General features: G+C 66.5%; 23 protein-coding genes. 6 read left to right on the plus strand and 17 right to left on the minus strand.

Annotated elements, in window-relative coordinates; all coding sequences use genetic code 11:
* The first annotated feature begins 234 nt into the window (after positions 1–234).
* Positions 235–1833, plus strand: a complete 1599-nt coding sequence (locus DQG15_RS13795) for a phosphoenolpyruvate carboxykinase (protein WP_116086108.1) — start codon at positions 235–237, stop codon at positions 1831–1833.
* Between the two features lie 40 nt (positions 1834–1873).
* On the opposite strand, the gene DQG15_RS13800 is transcribed toward DQG15_RS13795, so the two are convergent.
* The 8 genes from DQG15_RS13800 to DQG15_RS13835 form a co-directional block, all read right to left on the minus strand.
* The gene (locus DQG15_RS13800) at positions 1874–2644 is read right to left on the minus strand and encodes a sulfite exporter TauE/SafE family protein (protein ID WP_116086110.1); all 771 of its coding nucleotides are present in this window, start codon (positions 2642–2644) and stop codon (positions 1874–1876) included.
* 46 nt (positions 2645–2690) lie between these two features.
* Entirely contained in the window at positions 2691–3680 is a 990-nt protein-coding gene (locus tag DQG15_RS13805) for an aldose epimerase family protein (RefSeq protein WP_116086112.1), read from the minus strand.
* The gene (locus DQG15_RS13810) at positions 3677–4468 is read right to left on the minus strand and encodes a 2-dehydro-3-deoxygalactonokinase (RefSeq protein ID WP_157969000.1); all 792 of its coding nucleotides are present in this window, start codon (positions 4466–4468) and stop codon (positions 3677–3679) included. The genes DQG15_RS13805 and DQG15_RS13810 overlap by 4 nt, the downstream gene beginning before the upstream one ends.
* A 67-nt stretch (positions 4469–4535) precedes the next feature.
* On the minus strand, positions 4536–5330 hold the full coding sequence (locus tag DQG15_RS13815; RefSeq protein ID WP_116086115.1) for a metallophosphoesterase: 795 nt from the start codon (positions 5328–5330) through the stop codon (positions 4536–4538).
* Positions 5327–6304 carry a diacylglycerol kinase family protein gene (locus DQG15_RS13820; protein WP_116086117.1) on the minus strand — a complete coding sequence of 326 codons (978 nt, stop codon included), beginning with the start codon at positions 6302–6304 and terminating at the stop codon, positions 5327–5329. Before DQG15_RS13820 ends, DQG15_RS13815 begins: the two co-directional genes overlap by 4 nt.
* 91 nt (positions 6305–6395) lie before the next feature.
* The gene (locus tag DQG15_RS13825; RefSeq protein WP_116086371.1) at positions 6396–7019 is read right to left on the minus strand and encodes a DUF1523 family protein; all 624 of its coding nucleotides are present in this window, start codon (positions 7017–7019) and stop codon (positions 6396–6398) included.
* 40 nt (positions 7020–7059) lie between these two features.
* Positions 7060–9369, minus strand: coding sequence for an ATP-binding protein (locus DQG15_RS13830; protein WP_116086119.1), 2310 nt, complete (start codon positions 9367–9369; stop codon positions 7060–7062).
* A gap of 17 nt (positions 9370–9386) precedes the next feature.
* Positions 9387–9887: an oxidoreductase gene (locus DQG15_RS13835; protein ID WP_116086121.1), complete on the minus strand. Its 501-nt coding sequence runs from the start codon at positions 9885–9887 to the stop codon at positions 9387–9389.
* Positions 9888–10066: 179 nt separating this feature from the next.
* On the opposite strand from DQG15_RS13835, the gene DQG15_RS13840 reads away from it, so the two are divergent.
* Positions 10067–10531, plus strand: coding sequence for a MarR family winged helix-turn-helix transcriptional regulator (locus tag DQG15_RS13840; RefSeq protein WP_232830856.1), 465 nt, complete (start codon positions 10067–10069; stop codon positions 10529–10531).
* 33 nt (positions 10532–10564) lie between these two features.
* Here DQG15_RS13840 and DQG15_RS13845 read toward each other — a convergent pair whose 3' ends face one another.
* The 3 genes from DQG15_RS13845 to DQG15_RS13855 are packed head-to-tail and all read right to left on the minus strand — an operon-like array spanning position 10565 to position 12660.
* Entirely contained in the window at positions 10565–11374 is an 810-nt protein-coding gene (locus DQG15_RS13845) for an SDR family NAD(P)-dependent oxidoreductase (RefSeq protein ID WP_198665154.1), read from the minus strand.
* Positions 11371–12213: a fumarylacetoacetate hydrolase family protein gene (locus DQG15_RS13850; RefSeq protein WP_116086122.1), complete on the minus strand. Its 843-nt coding sequence runs from the start codon at positions 12211–12213 to the stop codon at positions 11371–11373. The genes DQG15_RS13845 and DQG15_RS13850 overlap by 4 nt, the downstream gene beginning before the upstream one ends.
* A gap of 21 nt (positions 12214–12234) precedes the next feature.
* On the minus strand, positions 12235–12660 hold the full coding sequence (locus DQG15_RS13855; protein WP_116086124.1) for a cupin domain-containing protein: 426 nt from the start codon (positions 12658–12660) through the stop codon (positions 12235–12237).
* A gap of 229 nt (positions 12661–12889) precedes the next feature.
* Between DQG15_RS13855 and DQG15_RS13860 the strand changes: the two genes are divergently transcribed.
* Positions 12890–13306, plus strand: a complete 417-nt coding sequence (locus DQG15_RS13860; protein ID WP_116086126.1) for a thioesterase family protein — start codon at positions 12890–12892, stop codon at positions 13304–13306.
* Between the two features lie 3 nt (positions 13307–13309).
* On the opposite strand, the gene DQG15_RS13865 is transcribed toward DQG15_RS13860, so the two are convergent.
* Both DQG15_RS13865 and DQG15_RS13870 read right to left on the minus strand, forming a co-directional pair.
* Entirely contained in the window at positions 13310–14059 is a 750-nt protein-coding gene (locus DQG15_RS13865) for an SDR family NAD(P)-dependent oxidoreductase (protein WP_116086128.1), read from the minus strand.
* Positions 14056–16344 carry a bifunctional salicylyl-CoA 5-hydroxylase/oxidoreductase gene (locus DQG15_RS13870; RefSeq protein WP_116086129.1) on the minus strand — a complete coding sequence of 763 codons (2289 nt, stop codon included), beginning with the start codon at positions 16342–16344 and terminating at the stop codon, positions 14056–14058. Before DQG15_RS13870 ends, DQG15_RS13865 begins: the two co-directional genes overlap by 4 nt.
* 166 nt (positions 16345–16510) lie before the next feature.
* Between DQG15_RS13870 and DQG15_RS13875 the strand changes: the two genes are divergently transcribed.
* The 3 genes from DQG15_RS13875 (at position 16511) to DQG15_RS13885 (ending at position 18508) form a co-directional block, all read left to right on the plus strand.
* Positions 16511–16930 (plus strand): thioesterase family protein, encoded by a 420-nt coding sequence (locus DQG15_RS13875; RefSeq protein ID WP_116086377.1) that lies wholly within the window; start codon positions 16511–16513, stop codon positions 16928–16930.
* Complete coding sequence (locus DQG15_RS13880; RefSeq protein ID WP_116086131.1) at positions 16927–17328, plus strand: RidA family protein; 402 nt, start codon at positions 16927–16929, stop codon at positions 17326–17328. The genes DQG15_RS13875 and DQG15_RS13880 overlap by 4 nt, the downstream gene beginning before the upstream one ends.
* A gap of 67 nt (positions 17329–17395) precedes the next feature.
* Positions 17396–18508, plus strand: coding sequence for an LLM class flavin-dependent oxidoreductase (locus tag DQG15_RS13885; protein ID WP_116086133.1), 1113 nt, complete (start codon positions 17396–17398; stop codon positions 18506–18508).
* 19 nt (positions 18509–18527) lie between these two features.
* On the opposite strand, the gene DQG15_RS13890 is transcribed toward DQG15_RS13885, so the two are convergent.
* The 4 genes from DQG15_RS13890 to DQG15_RS13905 all read right to left on the minus strand — a co-directional run bounded on the left by DQG15_RS13890 (position 18528) and on the right by DQG15_RS13905 (position 23841).
* A complete protein-coding gene (locus DQG15_RS13890; protein ID WP_116086134.1) occupies positions 18528–20150 on the minus strand; it encodes an indolepyruvate oxidoreductase subunit beta family protein in 1623 nt (540 codons plus the stop codon).
* Positions 20147–22291 (minus strand): indolepyruvate ferredoxin oxidoreductase subunit alpha, encoded by a 2145-nt coding sequence (locus DQG15_RS13895; protein ID WP_116086136.1) that lies wholly within the window; start codon positions 22289–22291, stop codon positions 20147–20149. Before DQG15_RS13895 ends, DQG15_RS13890 begins: the two co-directional genes overlap by 4 nt.
* A 96-nt stretch (positions 22292–22387) precedes the next feature.
* Complete coding sequence (locus DQG15_RS13900) at positions 22388–22879, minus strand: MarR family winged helix-turn-helix transcriptional regulator (RefSeq protein ID WP_116086137.1); 492 nt, start codon at positions 22877–22879, stop codon at positions 22388–22390.
* 176 nt (positions 22880–23055) lie between these two features.
* A complete protein-coding gene (locus DQG15_RS13905) occupies positions 23056–23841 on the minus strand; it encodes a cyclase family protein (protein ID WP_116086139.1) in 786 nt (261 codons plus the stop codon).
* Positions 23842–23950: the final 109 nt, after the last annotated feature.

A 23950-nucleotide genomic window follows, 5' to 3' on the forward strand; every position in this document is an offset into this window, starting at 1 on the left:
GACTAATTTGCACCACAGTTGGCCCCGGCATCATCCAGCCGGATCGGACATGATTGCGCTAACCTGCACTTGGTTGCGCTAACCCCTCCCCGCTCCGGTTCCCTCGCCGCTCGGGGGTGATATATCGTCGGAACCGGGCCGGGAGGGGCTGGTCGGCGCGCATAATCCGCGCCGCTGACGGCAATCTACACATGGCACCGCGGGCCTCATGCGGCGCCAGGGAGCAGCAAAGACATGAGCACCGGACGCGTGAACCCGTCCCTGACACTGGACACGCAGGGCCTGACGGGCCTCGGCACGGTTCATTACAATCTCCCCGAGCCCGCTCTCGTTCAGGCCGCCATCGAGCGCCGCGAGGGAACGCTCGGCCTCGGCGGCGCTCTTCTCGTCGATACCGGCAAGTTCACCGGTCGCTCTCCCAAGGACAAGCACGTGGTCCGCACCGAGACGACGGCGGACACGATCTGGTGGGACAACAACGCCGCGATGTCCCCCGAAGGCTTCGACGCGCTCTACGCCGACATGCTGGACTACATGCAGGGCCGCGAGATGTTCGTGCAGGACCTCTTCGCGGGCGCCGATCCCGCCCTCCGCCTCGACGTGCGGATGGTGACGGAACTGGCGTGGCACGGCCTTTTTATCCGCCACCTTCTCCGCCGTCCCGATCCGTCCGAGCTCGACACGTTCGAGCCGGGCTTCACCATCGTGAACTGCCCCGGCTTCAAGGCAGACCCCGCGAAGCACGATTGCCGGAGCGAGACCGTCATCGCCATCAACTTCGACCGCAAGATGATCCTCATCGGCGGGACCGAGTACAGCGGCGAGAACAAGAAGTCCGTCTTCACCCTGCTGAACTACCTGTTGCCCGAGAAAGGCGTCATGCCGATGCACTGCTCGGCCAACCACGCGAGCGGCAACCCGGTGGACGCGGCGGTCTTCTTCGGACTGTCGGGCACTGGCAAGACCACGCTCTCCGCCGATCCCGGCCGCACGCTGATCGGCGATGACGAGCACGGCTGGTCCGACCGGGGCACGTTCAACTTCGAAGGCGGGTGTTACGCGAAGACGATCTCCCTCTCCCCAGAGGCGGAGCCCGAGATCTTCCGCACGACGTCGATGTTCGGCACCGTGATCGAGAACATGGTGTTCGATCGGGATACGCTGGCCCTTGATTTCGAGGATGACAGCCTGACCGCGAACATGCGCTGCGCCTATCCGCTGGACTACATCTCCAACGCATCCGAAACCGGTCTCGGCGGGCACCCCAAGAACATCATCATGCTGACCTGCGATGCGTTCGGCGTGCTCCCCCCCATCGCGCGGCTGACCCCGGCGCAGGCGATGTACCACTTCCTGTCGGGCTTCACCTCCAAGGTCGCCGGCACCGAGCGTGGCGTGACCGAGCCAGAACCGACCTTCTCGACCTGCTTCGGAGCGCCCTTCATGCCGCGCCGGCCTGAAGTCTACGGGGAGCTTCTGCGCGGCAAGATTGCCGAGCATGGTGCGACCTGCTGGCTGGTGAATACCGGCTGGACCGGCGGCGCCTACGGCACCGGGAGCCGGATGCCGATCAAGGCGACCCGCGCGCTGCTGACCGCGGCACTGGATGGCTCGCTTAACGATGCGGACTTCCGGAAGGACTCCAATTTCGGCTTCCAGGTGCCGGTCTCCGTCGAGGGCGTGGATGACGGTCTTCTGGATCCGCGGTCCACGTGGGATGACCCCGCGGCCTACGATGCGCAGGCCTCCAAGCTGGTGGACATGTTCGCCGAGAATTTTGAGCAGTACCTCGCCCATATCGATGACGACGTGAAGGCCGTGGCGATCGGCTGAACGATCCCGCGCGGCTCCGCCCGTCGGAGCCGCGCTCGCCCTATCCCGCCAGAGCCCGCCGGATGAGGTTCAGCCCGGCCACGACGAGGACGATGAGCGTGAACCGCCGGAAGCGGACCTGGTCCATGCTGTCCTGAAGACCCTGCCCGATCTTGAGGCCCAGAAGCGCCGGGACGACCATGGCGAGGCTGAGCGGCCAGGTCTGCGCGTTCAGAACGCCTGAATTCATGTGCGCCAGCAGAAGCAGGATCGAGGACAGCCCGAAGATCACACCCTGCGTCCGCACGGCCTCCGTCTTCGGCGTGTCGAGGGCGGTCAGGTAGGCCACGGTCGGCGGCCCCCAGACACCGGAAAAGCCGCCGACGGCGCCCGCGAAGGCCGCCGCGCTGATCTCGACCTTGCGCTTCGAGCCGGGCGTGATGCGCAGGCGCCACCCGCCAAGCTGGAAGATCGCGAAGAGCGTGATCGGCACACCGATCGCCAGGAAAATCACGCGCGGATCCAGCAGGCCGACGAGCTGGGCGCTCAGGATCAGGCAGATCGACACGACGAGGACGAAGAGCCAATGCGCCCGAACCGCGTCCCACGCCGCCGCCGGTCCTTCCCGGAACGCCTGAAACCCGTTCGTCACCACAGTCGGCACGATCAGCGCCGCGAGCGCGATCTGAGGCGGCAGAAAGGAGCCGAGCGTCGAGATCATGATCATCGGGAAGGCGAAGCCCGTGGCCCCCTTCACGACACCGGCCCCCACCGCGATGGACGCGGCAAGAACGAGAAGCGGGAGCGGGACGAGATCCAGAAGGCCGGTCATGCCACGGACTTACCGCGCCTGCCCACGTCCTGCGAGCCGTAAAGCGTCAGCGCGTGAAGGACAGCTGCGTCACGTGCGTCCACGGCTCGCCCGGATCGAGGCGGATGGAAGGAAACCAGTCGTGGTTCGGCGCATCCGGCCAGAACTGCGGCTCGAGCGCAATTCCGCACCGGTTGCCGTAACTCCGCCCGTCGAGGCCCGTGACCCCCTCCGCCTCGTAGCCATCCGCGGTGTAGACCTGCAGGCCGGGCTCAGTGGTGGAGATCGTCAGCTTCGGCCCGTCCGGCGCTTCAAGCGTCGCCACCTCTCGCATCGGCTCCCGCGCCTCGGACAGGCACCAGTTGTGATCGAAGCGGTCGTCCGGCCCGAGCTCCTTCGGTTCGCGGAAGTCGTAGTGCCAGCCGTAGACGTCCAGCGCGGCGCCGGTGGGCAGGACGGCGCTGTCGATATGCAGCACCCGGTCCGCGGCGATGGACAGCAGGTGACCGTCGATCGTGTCCGTCCCGGCGAGGTTCCACATCGAATGCTGCGCGATGTTCATCAGCGTCGGCGCGTCGGTCTCCACCGTCACGGTCAGCGTCAGCGTTCCATCCTCGCTGCCCGACCAGAGCGCCCTGAACGTCCGGTTGCCCGGCAGACCGTCTTCCCCGTCGCCGACCCAGGTGACCAGTTCGACGTGATTCGCCCCGAAATCCTCGATCGACCAGATCCGCGCGTGGAGGCCGTGGGGTTCGCTGTGCAGGGAGTGTCCGCCCGCCGCGAACGGCTCGAGCTCGATCTCGCGGCCGGCGACCTCGGCGCGCCCGCCAGACAGCCGGTTCGCCACGGGGCCGGCAATGGCGCCGAAATAGGCAAGCGGCCCCCCGTCATAGGCAGCCAGATCCTCGGATCCGAGCGTCAGAGAGTGCGGTACGCCCTCCAGCCGGACATCCTGCAGGATCCCCCCGAGGGTCAGGATCTTCGCCGTGACCGGACCGGCCTGCAGCGTCAGACGTTCGACCCCGTAACCGTCCTTGGTGATGCCGAAGGGCTTCATGTCAGTGATCTCCTCGCCTCGTTCATGCCTCGCAGCCACATCTCATCGGGATCCGCGATGGTGGCCGGTGTCCCCTGCCTCTCGAGCGCGGCGACATAGGCGCGCGCCGCATCGCCCTTGCCGATCACGGCGACCTCCTGCCCGAGCCAGTAGGGCCGCGCCGCCGCCAGTTCCGCACCGATCAGCGCGCCGAGAGCCGTGTCCGCAGCCCCGCCGGCGCCGGTCCTGAGGCGCGCCGCGGCGGATCCCAACGTCTCCGCCAGTCGTTCGGGCCGCGAGAGGGTCGCATCCAGCGCCGCCTCGAAGGCATCGCCGAACAGCGGCCCGCTCCCGTCCGAGACCGCCTCCGCGAGGCGCCCCGTGAGGGCAGTCCGGAACGACACGACCTCGCCGGCGCTGACCTCCGCCCAGTATGTCGCATCCGTGCCAGGAAGACACAGGATACCGTCGAACTTCGGATTGAAAGCCTGAAAGCCGGCGATCCGGACCTCGGGCCCCTCCATCGCCGCCACCGGATCGGCCTGCGTCAGTCCCTTGAGGACATGCGCGTCGCCGGTGCGCGTGGGCGCGGTGTCGAGCGGCGTGGCCGGCACGCTCCGCAGCGCGCGTCCGCCCTCGGGTGCAGGACCGCTGACGATTGCGGGCGCCTGCTCCGGCAGCTCCGCCAAGGCGGCCTCCGTCGACGCACCTGCGCATTCGGATTGCCAGAGCACCGCTCCGCCCGGTCCGATGCCGACAGCCACGAGCACGCCGCCGGACCAGTCCGCCGCGATCCAGTCTGCACTCATCTCGGGCGGGTCCCCCTGATCAAGACTGCCCCGAAACTGAAGCATACGGGCGCCGCCCGCAATGGGGTCACGCCGCGCGCCACCCGCTCTCGGTCCGGCTGTAGGCACGCGACGCGGCCCGATCGAAGGCGCGCTTGCCCTGCGGGGCGGTGTATCGCGCCACCTCGAGATCCGGCCCGTCGAACGTCAGCAGGTTGAAATCGTTCGGCTCGTCTCGCAATCGCGTCGACAGGGATGTGCCCGCCTGCACGAGCAGCACGCCGGCCGCCCCCTCGAACGGCTCCGCCCGCCACGAATGCAGGTGCCCGGACAGGACGATATCCGCGCCGCATGCCCCGAAGGACGCAACCGCGCGATCGGCGCCCCGCGTCGGCGCCTTGTCCACGTCCGGCCCCTGTTCAAGCGGGTGATGCAGGACCGCAATCCGCATCCGCTCCCCATGCCGTCCGTCGAACGCGTCGCACACCCGTTGCACGGCCTTCTGCCGGATCCGCCCGCGCTGCCACGAATAGGGGTTTACCGTGTTCACACCGGCCACGATCATTTCGTCATCCGAGAAGCGCGGCTCCATGTCTCGCGTGACGTGCGCCCGATACCGCCGCCACGGCCGGAAGAACCGGACGAAGAGGTTGTCCAGCGGCGTGTCGTGGTTGCCGGGCACTGCGAGCCACGGATGCTCGAGCCGGTCGAGAAACGCGGCGGCTTCCTTGTACTGGGAAATCCGCGCGCGCTGCGTGAAGTCGCCGGAGATGGCGACGAGGTCCGGGGAGAGCCCGTTCACGATCTCGAGGAGGGGATCCAGAAGCTCGGGGTTGTCACGGCCGAAGTGGAGATCCGAAAGATGAACGACGCGACGTGTCACTCGACCTCCCCGGCCGGAGCGATCAGCTTCAGCGCACCCTTGCGCATCTTGAAATGGAACGGCGCGGCCATCGCCTCGCGCTCCCCGTCCCGGGCCAGGAGCATCTTCTTCTGGCGCGGCGTGATGACGATCTCGTCCCCGCAGATCAGCTCCACATCCTTGCCCATGCGCATGTTGTGCACGGCGAGGCGCAGCGCCAGCATCATCAGCGCCCAGCGCCCGGTATCGGGCGCGAGAAGCAGGGCAAACTGGCCGCGCCGCACGCAATCGGCGCCATCGAGGCCGAACTGCTCGAGCTGGAACGCGGACCGCGCGACGAAAACCAGCGGCGTCTTCGTCCGGATCGACTTGCCGTCCACCTTCACTTCCATTTTCAGGCGCCGCGTGAAGCCGAAGAACGTCTTGATGACCGACCAATGCGCCGCGATCCGGCTGCGGCCCCAACGCTTGTAGATGGTTTCCCGCTGCCGAAGGATCGCGGGATAGACACCGAGAGACGCGTTGTTGAGGAAGATCTGACCGTTCACCTCGCCGACGGAAATCGCGTGATGGTCACCCACGGCGATCAGGTTCACGGCCTCCGCGGGATCCTCCGGGATGCCGAGGCCGCGGGAGAAATAGTTGAACGTCCCCTGCGGAATGACGCCAAGGATGTGATCCGTTCCGGTGACGTGGGAGGCGACGGCGCAGATCGTACCATCGCCGCCGGCTGCGACGATCGTCCCGAAGCCGTCCGCCATGGCGCGCTTCACCTCGCGCTCGATATCGTCACCGCCCTCGATCGTCCGCAGCTCGAACTTGCCGGGATGCGCGTCGAGCGCCTTTTGCAACTCGGCCGGAACGCCGTCTTCCTTGCCGGCTCCCGACCCCAGATTCAGAAGCACGACGGCCCCTGCCCTCGCAGAGCCGGACGCGCCGTCGGTTTCGGAGCCTTCTACGCCCCGGGTCGTATCATCGATGTCCGTGTCAACCATGGTGCCAGTCACGGCGACCCCCTGAATAGCGCTACGCCCGGCCAACGCGCGGAGCGCCCGGCGGTTCACCCGTATCGGAGGAAAGCCGAAGCTAGCCCTTTCGCCCGCCGTCAAACCAGCGCCGAGCTCCGGACGGGCGACTGCCTGCTTCCCTGTGGCGCTCGTCCCACATCGGGTCGAGGCGTCGCTCCCGGAACCGTCGCCAGCGGGCCCAGATGAACCAGACCAGCATCGCGAGGAGGATCAGGACGATGATGTTGAACCACGGGATGATCGTCACGTCAGGCCCGCTTACCGGGCGCACCGAGGTGGCATTGGGATAGATCGACAGGTATTCGTTGCGCCACCCGTAATGCCGCATCGCCGCCCATTGCGGCTCCGCCGAGGTCGATCGCAGGTCGGCGGACCGGGTTTGCAGGTTGGCAGTGTCGAACTTGAAGTAGGGGGGCCAGCCCCAGCCGGTATCCTCGTTTCGGTAGACGATCGGCTTCCCGTTGGTGCGGATCGCCTGGATGAAGAAGACGTCCCGATTGATCGTGCCGGTGGCGTTGCCGCTATCGGGGGAAGCCCAGAAGATGCTGTTCTCGCCGAAATCGACCCGACGCGTCTCGGTGTCGGTGATCCGGACGATATCCGTCTGCGGAAGCGTGTAGTGGAGGAACGCCGCGAAGATCACCCAGAAGACGATCCAGAACGTCCATTTCAAATATCGCAGCACCCGCCTCTCCCATGCCGTAAATCCGGTGGGGTCAAACCTACCGCATGCCGCTGTCCGCAGAAAGGCGACAAGGACGGGCGCGCGAGGGTCCCGCGTTCGATCCTCCCCTGCTCAGCGCGGCGCTGTGAGGGGCTGCGCCGGGCCCCGGGAGCATCCGCCCCGGCTGGGCCGGCGCGTCGGCGACGATGTCCGCCAGCTTTGCCAGGAGTTCCGCCTTGTCGATCGGCTTGCTGACCCAATGCTCCATACCCGCGGCACTGAACCGCGCGATCTCCTCCGGCAGGGCATGGGCCGTGACGGCGATGATGGGCGTCGCCGCGCACGGTCCGCCACCCTCCCTTATCGCGCGGGCCGCAGTCGGGCCGTCCATCACCGGCATGGAGATATCCATGAGGATCACGTCGAACCGCCGCGTTCCGGCCATCTCCACGCCGGCGCGGCCATCCGGCGCCTCTGTCACGCTATGGCCGTCGGCCTCCAGCATGGCGCGGGCAACGAACCGATTGACCTCGTTGTCTTCCACCAGGAGCAGGTCGAGCGGCCCCGCCGTCTGCCGGCCGGCGAGCTCGGTCGCTTCCGCCTCCTCGCCCCCGGAATCGAGCTTCAGCGGGACACGCAGTCGGAAGCAGCTTCCCTCGCCGAACGTGCTTTCGACATCGATGTCACCGCCCATCAGGTTCGTCAGGCGCCGGGCGATACCGAGACCGAGGCCCGTTCCGCCGGCCGCGCGGGTGTAGGAGCCGTCTAGCGTCTCGAAATCGTTGAAGATCTTTCCGAGATTCGCCTCCGTGATCCCCACGCCGGTATCGATCACGCGGAACTCCGTCACGCCGCAGGGCAACCTCTCGACCTCCACCGTAACCGTTCCGTCCGCTGTGAACTTGACCGCGTTGCCGACGAGATTGAGGAGAACCTGGCGCAGGCGTCGCACATCGCCGACGGCGCTCTCCGCCCGCTCCCCGATCCAGTGCCATCCGATCCGGGTGCCGCCCGCCTCAGCCATGGGCGCCGCCGTTTCGACGACGCCATCCAGCAGCGCCGTCAGGCTGAAGCGCTCGCTTTCCAGCTCCATCTTGCCGGCTTCGTATTTCGACAGGTCCAGCACGTCGTTGACGATGCTCAGGAGGTGATCGCCCGAGAACTTCATCCGGTCGAGTAGAGCCGTCAGGCCGGGCGACAGGGCCTGATCGCGCATGAGCTGCATGCATCCCAAGAGACCATTCAGCGGCGTGCGCATCTCGTGGGACATGACGGCGAGGAATTCGGCCTTGGTCCGCTCACCGGCAAGCGCCCTTTCGCGCGCCTCGGTCAGGTACGCCATGTCCGCCTTGCGCTGCGAGATATCGCGGATGTGGCTGACGAACTGCCGCCCCCCCTCGGCGCCCACGACGGAAAGCTCGGCGGGAAAGACGCGGCCGGCGCTGTCCACCGCGCGCGTCTCGATGCGGAGCTTCTTCTGCGGATCGTGCTCGTCCTCGAAGGCGAACTTTTGCGTCCGGAAGGATTCGGCGACGTCCGGGGGATAGAGGAGATCCTGTGCAAGCTGGCCGAGCGCGATGTCCCTGGTATGACCGAAGATCCGCTGCGCCGCGGGGTTGAACTCCTCGATGCGCCCGGTCTCGTCGGTGACGATGATCGCGTCGAGCGAGGCATCGACAACCATGCGCGTCCGCGCGCTGGCGCGCTGCACGTCGAGCGCATGACTCCTGGCCGCCTGCCCCATGCGCCAGAGCATCCAGCTGACCAGAACGAGGCCGACGAGGATGACACCGAGGACGCCCGCATGGCCCCACAGCATCGAGCGCAGTCCGCTTTGCCGGTCATCGGACGCTTCCGCGAAGAAGTGCAGCGCATCGACCGCGAAGGCCCGGATCGCGTCCCGCACCTCCATCGTCGCGGCATGGAGCTCGGGCAGTGCGGCGGTCAGCTCGGTATCGGGGCCGTCCACAAGGGGGACCGCATCCTGCAGGAACGCCATGACCTCCCCCTTGAGGGCGGCGTAGGCAGGCTCACTTCTGAGGTCGGCATAGGACCGGCCGACGTTATAATCGTTGATGCGGCTGTAGAGCAGGTCGAACTTGAGGCGCACATCCTCGAGATTACCCCGCCCCTGCTCCGCGCGGACGAGGCTCAGCGCCAATGCGAGCGCTTCCGTTTCCGCCTGTGCAAGGCCCCACTGGATGTTGTCAGAGGAGGACTGGGAGACTGCGTCGATCTCCCGCAACAGAACGACGGCGGAGGTCACCACGAGGGCGAGACACAGCACGACGGCTCCCATCGCGACGGTGATGCCAAAGCTCCCTTTGCGCCCGGCCTTGCCGGCCGAGGATCCTGCGAACTCTGCCATCTTCGGGGGCGCGGGTCTCAGCGTCCGACCACGATACGGTCGAGCTGCCAGATGGATCGGGACAGGATCGTCTCGGTCCGGTATTCGGGCTTCGAATCGAACGGATAGATGATCCAGAGCGGCCCCTTCTCCCGCCGAGACATCGGCGCGTCATCGGTGAGGAAAGCGACGATGGGGGCGCCGCGCGACCAGTCCCCTGCCGGGATCTCGACGGCGTAATCGTTGATCGCGGTCGCGTAGATCGAAACATCCGCGGCGCCGACCTCCTGCATGAGACGCGCGAGGGGAACACCCGTGAAGCGCTGAACGCCCTCCGTCCACACTGTCCCGGTCTCGTAGGTCACAGGCTCCATCGCCTCGAGCATGGCGCGATCGAAGACTGCCGCGTCTCCCTCGTTGGTCTGCTCGATCTGGCCGGTGATCGTCAGAAGCGGCTGACCTTCGGGCGCCTCGAGCGCACCGGCACCGAGCGGGAGGGCGAACAGGGCAAAAGCGATCAGAAGAAGGCGAAGCTGCATCTTTCATGTCTCCGGTGACGTGAACCCGGGAAGCAGCCCTAGCGACAATTCCTTTCCAGACGGCAAAGGCCCATCGGCAAATCCGCACCGTGCGGGCCGGTCGTCACCGCAAAGCTTCCCGCCCGCCCTGTTTCAGGTATAAAACGACAGCGCCTCGAACTGACCGGGAGACACACCGCGTGAGCATCGCTCCGACCATCGAGAAGACAACGCTCGCGACGCAGCGGGTGCGCCTCTGGCTCCAGATGCTGAAGGCGACGCGGTCCGTCGAAGGCAAGCTTCGCGAACGGCTGCGCACGGAGTACGGGATGACGCTCCCCCGCTTCGACGTGCTGGCCGCGCTCCATCATGCGCCCGACGGCCTCAGGATGAGCGAGTTGTCGAAGCAACTCGTCGTCTCGAACGGCAATGTCACGGGGGTGGTCGAGAAACTGGTGGCGGACGACCTCGTCGAGCGCGCGAACCTCGCCTCCGACCGGCGTGCGTTCCTCGTGAAGATCACGCCGCGGGGACGCACGCTGATGGACGAGATGAGCGCCGCGCATCGCACCTGGGTGGACGAACTCTTCTCCGACGTGTCGGAGCCGGACGTCGCCCGCGCGATCTCCATCATGCTCGACGTGCGGCACAAGCCGAAAGGGTAAGGCGCGCGCCGGTCCCGGCACGCGCCTCCTGGATCAGAAGACGCCGGTTTCCCGCGCCACGCGGCGATATCCGGCGCCTGCGGTGAAGCCGCCGTCGATCACGAAGTCCTCTCCCGTGATGAAGCTTGATGCGTCGGAGGCCAGGAACAGCACCAGCTGCGCCACCTCGTCCGCCTCGCCGCTGCGCTGCATCGGCGTCATCTCGATCATCGGCTTCAGATGCGGCGAGCCGCGGTTGAGGTCGGTGACGATGAGGCCGGGGCAGATCGCGTTGACCCGGATGCCGCGCTCGGAGAACTCGAGGGCGGCGGAGCGGGTCAGGCCTCGAAGCGCCCATTTGCTCGCAGTGTAGGCCGGATCGTAATGGCCCGAGAAACCGCTGTTCGAGGAGATGTTGACGATGCTGCCGCCGCCCGTTTCCTCCATCATCGGCACCGCGAGCTTGAGACCGATGAAGGCGCCCGTCGCGTTGACCTGAAGCACCTTCTCCCACTCGGCGACCGAAATCTTCTCGATCGGGTTGCGGTTGATGATGCCGGCGTTGTTGACGAGGATGTCGAGCCGGCCGGTCCAGTCCCGGATCTCGTCGAGGACGGATTGCCAACCGGCTTCCTTCGTCACGTCGAGCTTGGCGAAGCGGGCCTCGTGGCCGGCCTCGCGAAGGGCGGCGGCCTGCGCCTCGCCCTCCTCCTCGAGCACGTCGCAGAGCATGACGGAGGCGCCGCAGGACGCGAGCATTTCCGCCTCCACGGCGCCCTGCCCCCGGCCGGCCCCGGTCACGATGGCGGTGCGGCCGGACAGGTCCGTCATCGCCGCCTTCGCCTTGTCCATCGCAGCCGTCATGCCTGCACCATCGTCTGTTGCTGCTCACCGAGGCCCTCTGCGCCCAGGCGAACCACCTGCCCCTCGCGCAGGAAGGTCGGCGGCTTCATCCCGAGGCCGACGCCCGGAGGCGTGCCGGTCGCGATGATGTCCCCCGGCTCCAGCGTCATGAACTGCGACAGGTAGCTGACCACGTGGGCCACGCCGAAGATCATGGTGCGGGTATTGCCGGTCTGGCGCCGTTCGCCGTCGACGTCGAGCCAGAGGTCCATCTCCTGCGGGTCCGGGATCTCGTCGGCCGTGGCGAGCCAGGGGCCGATGGGCGCGAAGGTGTCGTGGCTCTTGCCCTTGATCCACTGGCCGCCGCGCTCGGACTGGAAACGCCGTTCGGAGACGTCGTTGACCAGCACGTAGCCCGCGATGTGGGAGAGGGCGTCCGCCTCGTCCACGTATTTCGCGCGGGTGCCGATCACCACGCCGAGTTCGACCTCCCAGTCGGTGCGATCGGAGCCGCGGGGGATCTCGACGTTGTCGTAAGGGCCGCAGATCGCAGTCGTCGCCTTGCCGAAGACCACGGGTTCAGCGGGCGGCTCCTTGCCGGTCTCCCGCGCGTGGTCGGCGTAGTTGAGGCCGATGCAGAGCATCTTGCCGACGCCGGCGACAGGCGCACCGAGGCGGGCCCCTTCGGGCGCGAGCGGCAGATCGGACGGATCGAGCGCGGCGAGGCGGGCGAGGCCCTCGGGGGAGAGAACATCCCCCGCGATATCCGCCACGGCGTCCGAGATATCCCGGATCTTGCCCTCGCGGTCCACCAGGCCGGGACGTTCTTCCCCGGCCTCACCAAATCTAACGAGTTTCATGTTGTGTCTTTCGAGCAGGAATCAGGAGCGACGATAGCCTTCGAGCTGCTCGTCCGGAACATCCTCGAGGTTCTTCACGAGGTTGTCGGGGGTGCGGCAGGTGAGCCAGACCAGCTCTTCCGTCGTGCTCATGTTCACCTCGACATGGGGCATGAAGGGCGGAACGAAGACGAAGTCCCCTTCGTAGAGGTCCATGTATTCCTTGTAATCCTTGCCGTAGTAGATCCGGCCGTGGCCGCGCAGGACGTAGCCCCCGGTCTCGGCCTCCTCGTGATGGTGCGGCGGGGAGCGGTGGCCCGGCTCGTTCGAGACCTGGCCGAACCAGATTTTCGTCGCAGGCGTGTGTTGCGGGCTGACGCCGGACTTGCGCACGCAATCGCCGGACTGTTCGGTCTGGTCGCCATAGGTGTTGGCGCGGGTGATAACGGGGACGTCGTGTTCGGCCATGGTAGGGCTCCTCCTCGGAAGTGGTCTGAGGCCGGCGCCGGCGGGCGCGAGGCCGCTGAAATTATGCTTTAAACTTGAACTCTTTTTCGCCCCTCATTTCAAGGGATCCCGTCACCTTCAGCACGATGGCGCCATAAGCCTCCGGATTGGCGGAGGAAACGCTGGCACTGCGGGCGGCTCTGTAGTTTATGTTTGAAGGAATTTGCCACGACGAAGAGGGACTGAGCCCATGCCGTTCGAGATTTCCAAACCGATGCGCTTCGGCGATTGCGACCTGACCGGGATCGCCTACCACCCCGCTTACCTCTCCATGCTGGTGGACGTGAACGAGGCCATGTTCGCGTCGATCGGGATCACCTGGAAGGAGATCATGCTGGAGCGCAACCTCGGGATGCCGGTCCTGAAGATGAACATCGAGTTCTACAAGCCGGCCTTCTACGGCGACATGCTCGACTTCTCGATGCACATTCGCCGGATCGGCAATTCCTCGATGGATCTGGAAACCATTGCGCGGGTCAAGGGCGAGGCGATCTGGAAGGTGTCCGAACGGGTCGTGCTGACCTCCACGGACACCCACAAGTCGCTCCCCTGGCCCGACGACATGCGCCAGGGCCTCCAGCGGTATCTCGATCCCGTCGAGGAGTGAGCCTCAGACCTCGCCGCCCGCGATGGCGATGGACTGGCCGGTGACACCCTCGCTGCCCGGTCCGCACAGCCAGAGGGCGGCGGCGGTCACTTCGTCCGGACGGGTGAGGCGCCGCTGGGGGCTCATCTTCTCGAGCTGGGCGCGCGCCTCCTCGGGGCTGCGCCCGGTCTTACCGGCGATGTTCTCGACCGACCGCTCCGTCATCTCGGTATCGAGAAAGCCGGGGCAGAGCGCATTGGCGGTGATGCCGGTGCGTGCCAGTTCGAGCGCCGCAGAGCGCACCAGCCCGACGACGCCATGCTTGGCCGCCGCGTAGGCGGAGGCGTAGGCGTACCCCTTGAGGCCCGAGGTCGAGGCAATTGCGAGCAGCCGGCCCCAGGGCGCGCCCTCCAGCCGGACCGCCCCTTCGCGCAGGGTGAGGAAGGCCCCGGTCAGGTTCACGTCGACCATCTGGCGGAACGTCGCCAGGTCCGTCTTCGTGAAGGGCGCGCTGGCGGAGGTGCCCGCATTCGCGATCACGATCTCGCACGGCCCCGCCTCATCGAACATGGCGCGCACGGAGGCCTCGTCCGTCACATCCGCCTCGACCGGGCGGATGTTCGGATGAGCACCGGCGACCTTGTCCAGCGGAGCCCGCCGGCGCCCGGCGATCCAGACCGTCGCACCGGCTTCTGCGAAGCCGCGCGCGAGATCGGCGCCGAGGCCGGTGCCCCCGCCCGTGACGAGGGCCGTCTTGCCGGACAGATCCGTCATACGCGGATCCCCAGGCCCTCGCCCCGCTCCGCGAGACGCCGGATCTGGTCACGCCCCGGCAGGTAGGGATCGGGCCAGGCCGTCTCCTCGTCCCCGAGGGCCGCGGCGGCGTGGAGCGTCCAGTAGGGATCGGCGAGGTGCGGCCGCGCGAGGCAGACGAGGTCCGCACGTCCGGCCATCAGGATCGAGTTGACGTGGTCGGGCTCGTAGATGTTGCCCACCGCGATGGTCGGGATGCCGCGATCGTTCCGGATCCGATCGGAGAACGGCGTCTGGAACATCCGGCCGTAGACCGGTTTCGCCTCGATGCTCGTCTGACCGGCGGAGACATCGACGATATCGACGCCGGCATCGTGGAACATCTGGGCGATCTCCACCGCCTCCTCGCCGGACACGCCGCGCTCGCCCGTCCAGTCCGTCGCGGAGATGCGGACGGACATCGGCTTGTTCTCGGGCCAGACCGCCCGCATCGCCCGGAAGACCTCGAGCGGATAGCGCATCCGGTTCTCGAGGCTGCCGCCATACTCGTCCGTCCGCTCGTTCGAGAGCGGCGAGATGAAGGAGGAGATGAGATAGCCGTGGGCGGCGTGGAATTCGATCATGTCGAAGCCCGCCCGCGCGGCCATCTCGGTCGAGGCGACGAACTCGTCGCGCACGCGGTCCATGTCATCCCGGTCCATGGCCTTCGGCACCTGGTTCCGATCGGACCACGGGATCGCCGAGGCGGAGAGGAGCGGCCAGTTGCCCTCCTCGAGCGGTGCGTCCATCTCCTGCCAGCCGAGCTGCGTGGAGCCCTTCCGGCCGGCATGACCGATCTGCATGCAGAGCTTCGCATCGGTTTCGGCATGGACGAAATCGCACAGGCGCGTCCACTGGGCCTCATGCTCTGGCGCGTAGAGGCCGGGGCAGCCCGGCGTGATCCGCCCCTCGGGGGAGACGCAGGACATCTCGATATAGACGAGGCCCGCGCCGCCTTTCGCGCGCTCGGCGTAATGGGTGAAGTGCCAATCCGTCGGGCAGCCGTCCACGGCCTTGTATTGCGCCATCGGAGAGACGACGACGCGGTTCTTCAGGCGCATGTCCTTCAGCTGGAACGGCGCGAACATCGGCGCGCGGTGCACACCGTTGGCGCCGGCCTGGCTCTGGAACCACTCCTCCGCCTCGCGCAGCCACTTCTGGTCCCGCAGGCGCAGGTTCTCGTGGCTGATCCGCTGCGAGCGGGTGAGCAGGGAGTAGTTGAACTGGACGGGATCGAGATGGAGGTACCGGTCGACCTCCTCGAACCACTCGGTGGAGTTCCGCGCGGCGGATTGGAGGCGCAGCACGTCGAGGCGGCGCTCCTCCTGATACTTCTCGAACGCCTTCTCGAGGGTCTCTTCCTTGTCCACCAGCTCCGCGAGCGCGATGGCGGATTCGAGGGCCAGCTTCGTGCCGGAGCCAATGGAGAAGTGCGCCGTGGCCGACGCGTCCCCCAGAAGGACGATGTTCTCGTGGTGCCACTTCTCGCAGAGGACACGGTCGAAGTTCAGCCAGGCGGAGCCGCGCAGGTGCTTGGCGTTCGAGACGAGCGGGTTGCCGTCCAGATGGTCGCCGAAGATCTCCTCGCAGAGCGCGATGGCCTCGTCCTGGGACTTGGTGTCGAAGCCAAGTCCGCGCCATGTGTCCTCGGCGCATTCGACGATGAACGTCGCGGTGTCCGCATCGAACTGGTAGGCATGCGCCCAGATCCAGCCATGCTCGGTTTTCTTGAAGATGAAGGTGAATGCGTCGTCGAACTTGGCCTTCGTGCCGAGCCAGACGAACTTGCAGACCCGCCGGTCGATCTCCGGCTTGAAGGCCTCCTTGTAGGCGGTGCGGGTCTTGGAGTTGATGCCGTCCGCGGCGACGACGAGGTCGTACTCCTTGCGGAGCGCCTCGATGTCCTCGACCTCGGTCTCGAAGCGCATCTCGATACCGAGCTCGCGCGCCCTCTCCTGGAGCAGCAGCAACATCCGCTTGCGGCCGAGGCCGCAGAAGCCGTGGCCGGTGGAGGTGATGGCGACATCCTCCTTCACCACCTTGATGTCGTCCCAGTACGCGAAGTGATCCCGGATGAGCTTCGCGCTCTTGGGGTCGTTCGCCTCGAGATTGTCGAGCGTTTCGTCCGACAGGACGACACCCCAGCCGAACGTGTCGTCCGCCTTGTTGCGCTCGATCACGGTGATCTCTGCGTCAGGCTGACGAAGTTTGAGGCTGATGGCGAAATAGAGGCCGGCGGGGCCGCCTCCCAGACAAACGGTCTTCATCGCGCGCACTCCTTGGGCTCGTGTCGCCTGCGATGTTCGGGGGAAGCGCGAGAAACTTCAAGTCTAAAGTTTTACACTTGAAGTCCGGGCTCGCCTCGGGAATTGTCGTTCGGCAAGGGAGCGGGCCATCGGCCCTTCCAGAGAGAGAATGGACGAGGCCTCGGCCATGGCAATCTTCGAGATGAAAACCAAGGTGTTGTTCCAGCACTGCGACCCCGCCGGGATCGTGTTCTACCCGCGCTACTACGAGATGGTGAACGCGGTGGTGGAGACCTTCTTCGACGAGGCGGTGGGCTGGTCCTTCGCCCGAATGCATGCCGAGGACGGCATGGGCGTGCCCATGGGCCGCATCACGACCGAATTCGAAAAGGCCTCCCGCCTTGGCGACGTACTGGACTGGACGCTTCAGGTGAAACGCATCGGCACCAGCTCCTGCGATCTGCGAATCGCCGCGTCCGGCTCCGGGGAGCTCCGTATGACCGCCGAGGGGACCATCGTCTGCGTCCGCCTCGCTTCGATGCGCGCCGAGCCCTGGCAGGACGACGTGCGCGCGACATTGACCACTTACATGGAGGGGGACGCGTGAGCACCATCACCATTCAACCCGACGGCTGGAAACCTGCGAAGGGCTACGCCAACGGCATCGTATCCGAAGGACGCATCCTGCTCGTCGGCGGTCAGATCGGCTGGACCAAGGATCAGGTCTTCGAGGCGCACGACTTCATCGGCCAGATGAAGCAGGCTCTCGCGAACATCCGCGACGTGGTCGAGGCCGCCGGTGGCACGGTCGAGAATATCGGCCGGCTGACGTGGTTCGTCACCGACAAGTCGGAATACGTCGCCCACCAGAAGGAGGTCGGCGCGGCTTACCGCGAGATCATGGGCTATCACTTCCCGGCTATGACCATGGTGGTCGTGTCCGCCCTGGTTGAAGACGAGGCGAAGATCGAGATCGAAGCGACCGCCGTTCTTCCGAGGTCCTGAATAAAGCTTTGAGCTTGAAGGACCTGCGCTTACGCTGACCCTCTGTTCATCAGAATCGGAGGGTCACATGCGCAGTTTTCTTTCGTCCGATCATTTCAAGCTTGGTACATTCTCTTCGAACTGCTCCAGCGGCATGACGGTGACGAAGGTCGACCGCCGCTGGGACAATTCGTGGGAGAACAATCTCCGCCTCGGCCGGATGCTGGACGAGGCCGGGATCGACTTCATGCTGCCGATCGCCCGCTGGATCGGCTATGGCGGCGAGACCGATTTCCACCACAACGTCCTCGAGACGCTGACCTGGGCCGTCGGGCTTCTGGCCAAGACGGAGAACATCACCGTCTTCGCCACCATGCACACCGCGGCGAACCACCCCGTCGCCGTCGCCAAGCAGATCGTCACTGCGGACCATATCAGCGGCGGCCGCATCGGGCTCAACGTCGTGGCGGGCTGGAACCGGCCCGAATACGAGGCGCTCGGCCTCGACCTGCCCCACGATCACGAGACGCGCTACGCCTACGCGCAGGAATGGCTCTCCATCGTCGACAAGCTCTGGACCTCCGAGGAGCGGTTCGACTGGGAGGGCGACTTCTTCAAGCTGAAGGGCATCCTCGGCGCGCCCCGTCCGGTGGACGGCCGCCCGCCGATCCTGAACGCCGCCGGCTCCGGCCTCGGGCGCGACTTCGCCACCCGCAACGCCGACTACCTCTTCACCCCGGCCATCGACCTCGAGCGCAGCCGAGGCGAGGTGCAGGAGCTGAAGGACCAGGCCCGGGAGAAGGGCCGCAAGATCGGCGTCCTGACCTTCTCCCACATCTGCTGCCGGGAGACCGAGGCGGAGGCCAGGCGGGAGCATGAGTGGTATGCCAGCGAGAACGCGGACTGGAAGGCGGTGGACAACCTCGTCGATCTGCAATTCGCGAATGCCCAGAGCTTCCCGCACGATCTGCTCGCCCTCATCCGGGACCGCATGGCCGCCGGGCATGGCGGCTTCCCCCTCGTCGGCACGCCGGAGCAGGTCGCCGAGGGGATCGCGTCGCTGGCCGACGCGGGGTTCGCGGGCTCTACGATTTCCTTCCTCGACTATGCCGAGGAGTTCCCCTTCTTCCGCGACCGGGTCATGCCGCTGCTCGCCGAGAGGGGTCTCAGGCCGGCGCCGAAAGTGACCGCGCCCGCCTGAGAGGGTCGGCAGGGAGGCCTCAGGCCTGCCCTGCCGTCGTCATGGAGCGGACCGTCTGGAGCGCGCCGTCGAGCGCCTCGCCCTTGGGGTCCTTGAGTGCCGCGGTCAGCAGTCGCGCGGTCCAGGCCGCCGCATCGTCCCGACCCTCGACCAGTGCCGCACCGGACATCACCCGGTCGAACTTCGCGACGCCGCGGGCATGGGTGTCGCTGTAGCCCTTGATGAGCCGCCGGACTTTCAGCGTCTCGGTGGCATGCGCGTAGTCGCGCGGTAGACGCGAGGTAGCGGCGCCCAGCCACTCGTCCACATGAGCCATCTCCCGCTTGTGGCGAAGAGAGCGGCGGCGGATACGGCGGAACCCGGCGACCGTGTAGAGCATGAGGAAGGCGGGCAGCCGATCCGTCCTGAGACGGCGCCCCTTGTTCACCAGCTTGTCGATGCCGGCGAACAGCTTCGGCTTGGACTCGATCCAGCCGCCGAGACCGGCGGGCAGCAGGCTCACCATCTCCTCGGCGCGGGGGTGGAAGTACTCGGTCACCTGGACGAGCGTTCCGTCGCTGGCCCGCATCTCCTCGGAGATCCGCGCGTCCCGCCCTTTCCGCGTCTTGAGGTCGGCGACGCGGGGGATGTCGTCGTAGCTCATGGCGTTGGCGAGATATTTCGCAGCGTTGGCGGTGAAGTCGAAGTCGTGCTCCTCACCGCCCGCGGCGCGATCCTGGCGCAGAAGCTCGTCCAGACGATCGAGGTACTCGGTGCCGTAGGCGAGATCCTGGTAATCCACCACCTTCTTCAGGCCGGCACGGGCGAAGGGCAGAACCGGCTCCGGCAAGGCGTCGGCGCGGGCCGACAGGTCCCGCCATTCGCCGAGCATCTTCTCGGGCCCCGCCATCGGCTCGGGCTCGACATGCTCCTCGACCGGCGTCGCCGCGGGAGGCAGGACGCCGCCCGGCTCCGGCGCGTCATCCACCTCGCGGGCCTTGGGAGCGCGATGCTCTTCGGCAGCGATGCGGGCCTCGTCGAAGGCCGCGATGGACGCGTCCACGCCGCGACCCGAGGCCCGGATGGTCTCGCGGTAGCTTTCGGGCTCGAAGGGCAGCATGCCCGATCCCGCCAGCGCCCCGAACAGGCTGGAGGAGATGACCGAGCCTGCCTCGCGCGCAACCGCCTCCATGTCGAAGCAGATGAAGTTGCGCGCACTTTCGGCGGCGGCCCGGCGCACGGCGGCGCTGTCCGCGATGCCGCTGCCGGGATGGATCTTTTCTGACGTCGCCAGCGCCCTGTGAGAGGAGGCGATGAGCGTCGTGCGGTCGGGGGTGACGAAGCCGCGCATCATCGCCCGGCCCGCTTCCATCATTTCAGCGGCGATGAGGATGTCGACATCGCCTTCCGCCGGAGCGAGGGCGAAGACCGGGGTCCGGCCGGTTTCCGGCATCATCTCGACGTAGTAGATCGTCGCGCCGGTCCGCTGGGCGACACCGGCGACGGAGGTGGCCTGCACCGCGTACCCATTGCGCTCCGCGAGATCGACGATCCAGTTGGAGAGCACACCGCCGCCCTGACCGCCAACGGCGAGCACGGCGAGCTTGATGATGTCGCCGAGACGGACGTCCGGCGCCTTCGGGGTGAGGGCGAGATCGTTCATCGCACCGCCTCCCGCGCCAGACGCTTGCCCGCGCGCCGCTCCTGAAGCCATGTGATGATCCCCTTTTGCCACCGGGCCATGCGCTGCTCGGTCTTGCCCGGATTATGAACGAGGTCCGCCTGGTAGAAGGACGGGCAGAGCACCGCCGTGTCGGCGACCTCGCCGCAATTGCCGCAGCCGACGCAGGTCTGGTCGATATGGGCGATGGGATCGTCCCTGAGCGGATCGTCCGGCATCTTCAGCGTGAGCGAGGGGCAGCCCGAGAGCCGCATGCAGGCGTGATCGCCGGTGCAGACTTCCTCGTCCACGCCGAATTTCGGCCGCTCGACGCGCCGGCCCTCCTTGATCGCCTTGGCCATCAGCGGCTTTTCGCGCCGCTGCCGGTTCAGCATGCATTCGGAGGATGCCACGATCACCTTCGGACCTTCATGATCCGTCGTCAGCGCCTCGCGCAGCGTGTCCCGCATCTTGCCGACATCGTAGGTGCGGTCGATCTGACGGACCCAGCCGACGCCGACGCCCTTGAGCGCGTTCGAGATCGGGTTGTTGGTCGCCTTGGTGTCGTTCTTCGCGCGGCTCGACAGGATGTCCTGCCCACCGGTCGCGGCGGAGTAGTAGTTGTCGACAACCATGATGACGCCGTCGGACTTGTTGAACACGGCATTGCCGACCGAGGTCGACAGGCCGTTATGCCAGAAGCCGCCGTCGCCCATGATGGAGATCGGCCGACGCTCGCCGCCGCCGTCGAACGCCGCGTTGGACGCGGGGCCGAGACCGTAGCCCATCGTCGTGCCGCCAATCTCGAACGGCGGCATGATGGAGAAGAGGTGGCAGCCGATATCGGCCGTGATCTGGTGCGGGCCCATCTCCTCCTCGACCATCTTCATCGCCGCGAAGATCGGGCGCTCGGGACAGCCGGTGCAGAAGCCGGGCGGGCGGCCGGGGACGACCTCCGACAGGTCCGGAACCTCCGGCGGACGATTCGGCGCCCGGCCGCGATCGGGCAGCAGATCGCCGCCATGCTTCACGAGGAAGCTCTCGATCCCTTCCAGCATGACCTGGCCGGTATATTCACCGGCCATCGGCAGGACGTCCTTGCCGGACACCTTCACCGGGTGCCCCTGCTTGTGGAGAATGGAGCGCAGCGTCTGCTCGATGTAATCGGGCTGGCCCTCCTCGACGATCAGGACGGCATCCTTGTCCGCGCAGAAGTCGATGAACTCGTCCTCCACCAGCGGATAGACGACGTTGAGGACGTAGAGCGGGATATCGGTATCGCCGTGAACGTCGGCGAGGCCGAGCCGCTGAAGCGCGCGGATGACGCCGTTGTACATGCCGCCCTGCAGCACGATCCCGACCTTCTCCTTCTCGGGGCCGAACCGCTCGTTGAGCTTGTGCGTGCGGATGTAGTCGAGCGCGGCGGGCCACCGCTTCTCGATCTTCTCGTGCTCGTGCTTGAAGGAGGCGGGCGGCAGGACGATGCGGTCCGTATCGCGCCGCGGATTGCTCAGAGCATCCTTCACCGTGAGGGACGGCGCGACGTTGTCCTTCGCTTCGAACGCGCCGTGCACGTGGCAGCAGCGGATCCGCACCTGAAGCATGACGGGGGTATTGGACGCTTCGGAGAGGTCGAATCCGTGCTTCACCGCATCCGTGATCGAGGGGAGGTTCGGACGTGGATCGAGCAGCCAGATCTGCGACTTCATCGCGAAGGCGTGGGACCGCTCCTGCATGATGGAGGAGCCTTCGCCGTAATCCTCGCCGACGATGATGAGCGCGCCGCCCGTCACACCGCCCGAGGCGAGGTTCGCCAGGGCGTCGGAGGCGACGTTCGTGCCGACGGTGGACTTGAAGGTCACCGCGCCGCGGATCGGGTAGTGGACGGACGCCGCGAGCATGGCGGCCGCGGCGGCTTCGGAGGCGTTCGCCTCAAACCGGATGCCAAGCTCGCCCATCAGCTCCTCGGCATCGGCGAGCACGTCCATCAGGTGCGAGATCGGAGCGCCCTGATAGCCGCCGACATAGCCTACCCCGTTTTCGAGCAGCGCCTTGGTGATCGCGAGAATGCCCTCGCCGCGGAACGTCTCGCCCGCGCCGATCCTGAGCTGCTCGACTTCTTTCTTGAAAGACCGTTCGGCCATGGTCGTCTCCCCTGGGTCGCTGGGGAAACTATATCCATTTGCATGTATATTGAGAAGGGTGGAATTGCTCGGCGAGCGAGCGCTCGCACGATATGCTCAGATTTTGTGCTGCCTGACGTTCTTCAGGACTTTCTGCAAAGTCCCCACGAAGGCATTGCGCTCCTCCGAGGCGATTCCGGCAAACATTTCCTGGTATTGCGCATGCATAAGGGGCCAGACGCGGCCGAACTCGTCCTGCCCCATCTCGGTCAGGAAGATCTCCCGGACCCGCGCATCCTCCGCACGGCCCTGCCGCCGGACGAGGCCGGCCTTCTCCATCGCGTCGAGCGTGCGCGACATGGTCGACTGCTCGGTCACGGCATAGACCGCCAGCTCGTTGATCGTCAGGCCGGGCACGACCGAGAGAATCGCCAGCGTCCGCATCTTCGCGGTGCTGAGGTTCCGCTCCTTCAGCGCCTCATGCATCTCTGCATTGTAGCGCCCCATGATGCGGTTCATCAGGTACGGCGCGAACTGCCACAGGCCAAGCTCGCCGAGCGTGCGGTCCGGTGGGGGGATTTCCGGTGCATCGGGCCGATCATCTGCCATGGCGTCTCGTCCTGTCTCGAAAGCGGCGCACGTGGAGGTTTAGGGCCGGGCGGCCAGAGGCGAAACCGCGAGTGGTCCGGCGTGACCTCGCGTCGCACATGAAACGGGCCGCCACCGCGGCTTTCGCGGAAGCGGCCCGAAATAAGAAGACGAAGCGCCCGGCCGGGCGCCCCGGCTTACGCGCCGACGATGGCGAGGGCGCGGATCGGGCTGCCGGTGCCGTTCTCGATCTTCAGCGGCGCCGCGATCAGGATCGCGCCCTTCGGCGGCAGCTTGTCGAGGTTGGCGAGGCTCGCGAGACCGAAGCAGTTGTCCCGGTGCAGGAAGTTGTGGGCCGGGTACGGCGGGTCCATCTCGCCTGCCTTGCCCGCATCGGTGCCGATGCACTGGGTGCCCCACCCGACTATCTTCTTGGACAGCAGGTACTCCACGCATTCCGGTGTCGGTCCGGGGGAGTGGGGGCCGTTCTCGTCGGCGTTGAGATACGCATCCTCATCCCCGGCGCGGCGGTCCCAGTCGGTGCGCATGACGACCCATTCGCCTTCGCCGATCTCGCCGTTCTCGGCTTCCCACTTCTTGACGAAGTCGGGCGTCAGGAGGAAATCGTGATCCGCCTCGGATTCCTTGGAGCAGTCGATCACGTTGACGGGCGCGACGACGCGCTGGATGTCGAGGCTGTCGGTGTAGCCCTCTTCGTAATCCTTGCCGGTGATCCAGTGGTGCGGCGCGTCGAAGTGGGTCCCGGAATGCTCGCCGAGCTTCAGCCAGTTCCAGGCGAAGAACGGGCCGTCCTCGTCATATTCGCTGATCTTGTGAATCTCGACCGGCGGCGTGTTCTTCGCGAAATCGGGCGGCAGCTTGAGAAGCGGCGTCTTGGGGCCAAGCGTCCCCGACAGGTCGACCACGCGGATTTCGCCGCTCAAGAGCTTGGCGCCCAGTTGCTTGATAAGATCTGCGGACATGGAGAACTCCCTGGTCTGTCTCGTTCGGCCGAAGCGTAACCGAGGCGTATGCATTTGCAAGATTTAATGCCGCGCGGTCGCGCTTCGCCTGCGCTGCCGCACAAAGTTG

It is taken from the genome of Tropicimonas sp. IMCC34011, assembly GCF_003390865.1.
Lineage (GTDB): Bacteria > Pseudomonadota > Alphaproteobacteria > Rhodobacterales > Rhodobacteraceae > Tropicimonas_B.

Excerpts from the sequence above, each read along its gene's own strand:
- DQG15_RS13795 (WP_116086108.1), top strand. The coding sequence starts at position 235 with ATGAGCACCGGACGCGTGAACCCGTCCCTGACACTGGACACGCAGGGC.
- DQG15_RS13800 (WP_116086110.1), bottom strand. The coding sequence starts at position 2,644 with ATGACCGGCCTTCTGGATCTCGTCCCGCTCCCGCTTCTCGTTCTTGCC.
- DQG15_RS13805 (WP_116086112.1), bottom strand. The coding sequence starts at position 3,680 with ATGAAGCCCTTCGGCATCACCAAGGACGGTTACGGGGTCGAACGTCTG.
- DQG15_RS13810 (WP_157969000.1), bottom strand. The coding sequence starts at position 4,468 with ATGAGTGCAGACTGGATCGCGGCGGACTGGTCCGGCGGCGTGCTCGTG.
- DQG15_RS13820 (WP_116086117.1), bottom strand. The coding sequence starts at position 6,304 with ATGGTTGACACGGACATCGATGATACGACCCGGGGCGTAGAAGGCTCC.
- DQG15_RS13830 (WP_116086119.1), bottom strand. The coding sequence starts at position 9,369 with ATGGCAGAGTTCGCAGGATCCTCGGCCGGCAAGGCCGGGCGCAAAGGG.
- DQG15_RS13835 (WP_116086121.1), bottom strand. The coding sequence starts at position 9,887 with ATGCAGCTTCGCCTTCTTCTGATCGCTTTTGCCCTGTTCGCCCTCCCG.
- DQG15_RS13845 (WP_198665154.1), bottom strand. The coding sequence starts at position 11,374 with ATGACGGCTGCGATGGACAAGGCGAAGGCGGCGATGACGGACCTGTCC.
- DQG15_RS13850 (WP_116086122.1), bottom strand. The coding sequence starts at position 12,213 with ATGAAACTCGTTAGATTTGGTGAGGCCGGGGAAGAACGTCCCGGCCTG.
- DQG15_RS13855 (WP_116086124.1), bottom strand. The coding sequence starts at position 12,660 with ATGGCCGAACACGACGTCCCCGTTATCACCCGCGCCAACACCTATGGC.
- DQG15_RS13860 (WP_116086126.1), top strand. The coding sequence starts at position 12,890 with ATGCCGTTCGAGATTTCCAAACCGATGCGCTTCGGCGATTGCGACCTG.
- DQG15_RS13865 (WP_116086128.1), bottom strand. The coding sequence starts at position 14,059 with ATGACGGATCTGTCCGGCAAGACGGCCCTCGTCACGGGCGGGGGCACC.
- DQG15_RS13870 (WP_116086129.1), bottom strand. The coding sequence starts at position 16,344 with ATGAAGACCGTTTGTCTGGGAGGCGGCCCCGCCGGCCTCTATTTCGCC.
- DQG15_RS13875 (WP_116086377.1), top strand. The coding sequence starts at position 16,511 with ATGGCAATCTTCGAGATGAAAACCAAGGTGTTGTTCCAGCACTGCGAC.
- DQG15_RS13885 (WP_116086133.1), top strand. The coding sequence starts at position 17,396 with ATGCGCAGTTTTCTTTCGTCCGATCATTTCAAGCTTGGTACATTCTCT.
- DQG15_RS13890 (WP_116086134.1), bottom strand. The coding sequence starts at position 20,150 with ATGAACGATCTCGCCCTCACCCCGAAGGCGCCGGACGTCCGTCTCGGC.
- DQG15_RS13895 (WP_116086136.1), bottom strand. The coding sequence starts at position 22,291 with ATGGCCGAACGGTCTTTCAAGAAAGAAGTCGAGCAGCTCAGGATCGGC.
- DQG15_RS13900 (WP_116086137.1), bottom strand. The coding sequence starts at position 22,879 with ATGGCAGATGATCGGCCCGATGCACCGGAAATCCCCCCACCGGACCGC.
- DQG15_RS13905 (WP_116086139.1), bottom strand. The coding sequence starts at position 23,841 with ATGTCCGCAGATCTTATCAAGCAACTGGGCGCCAAGCTCTTGAGCGGC.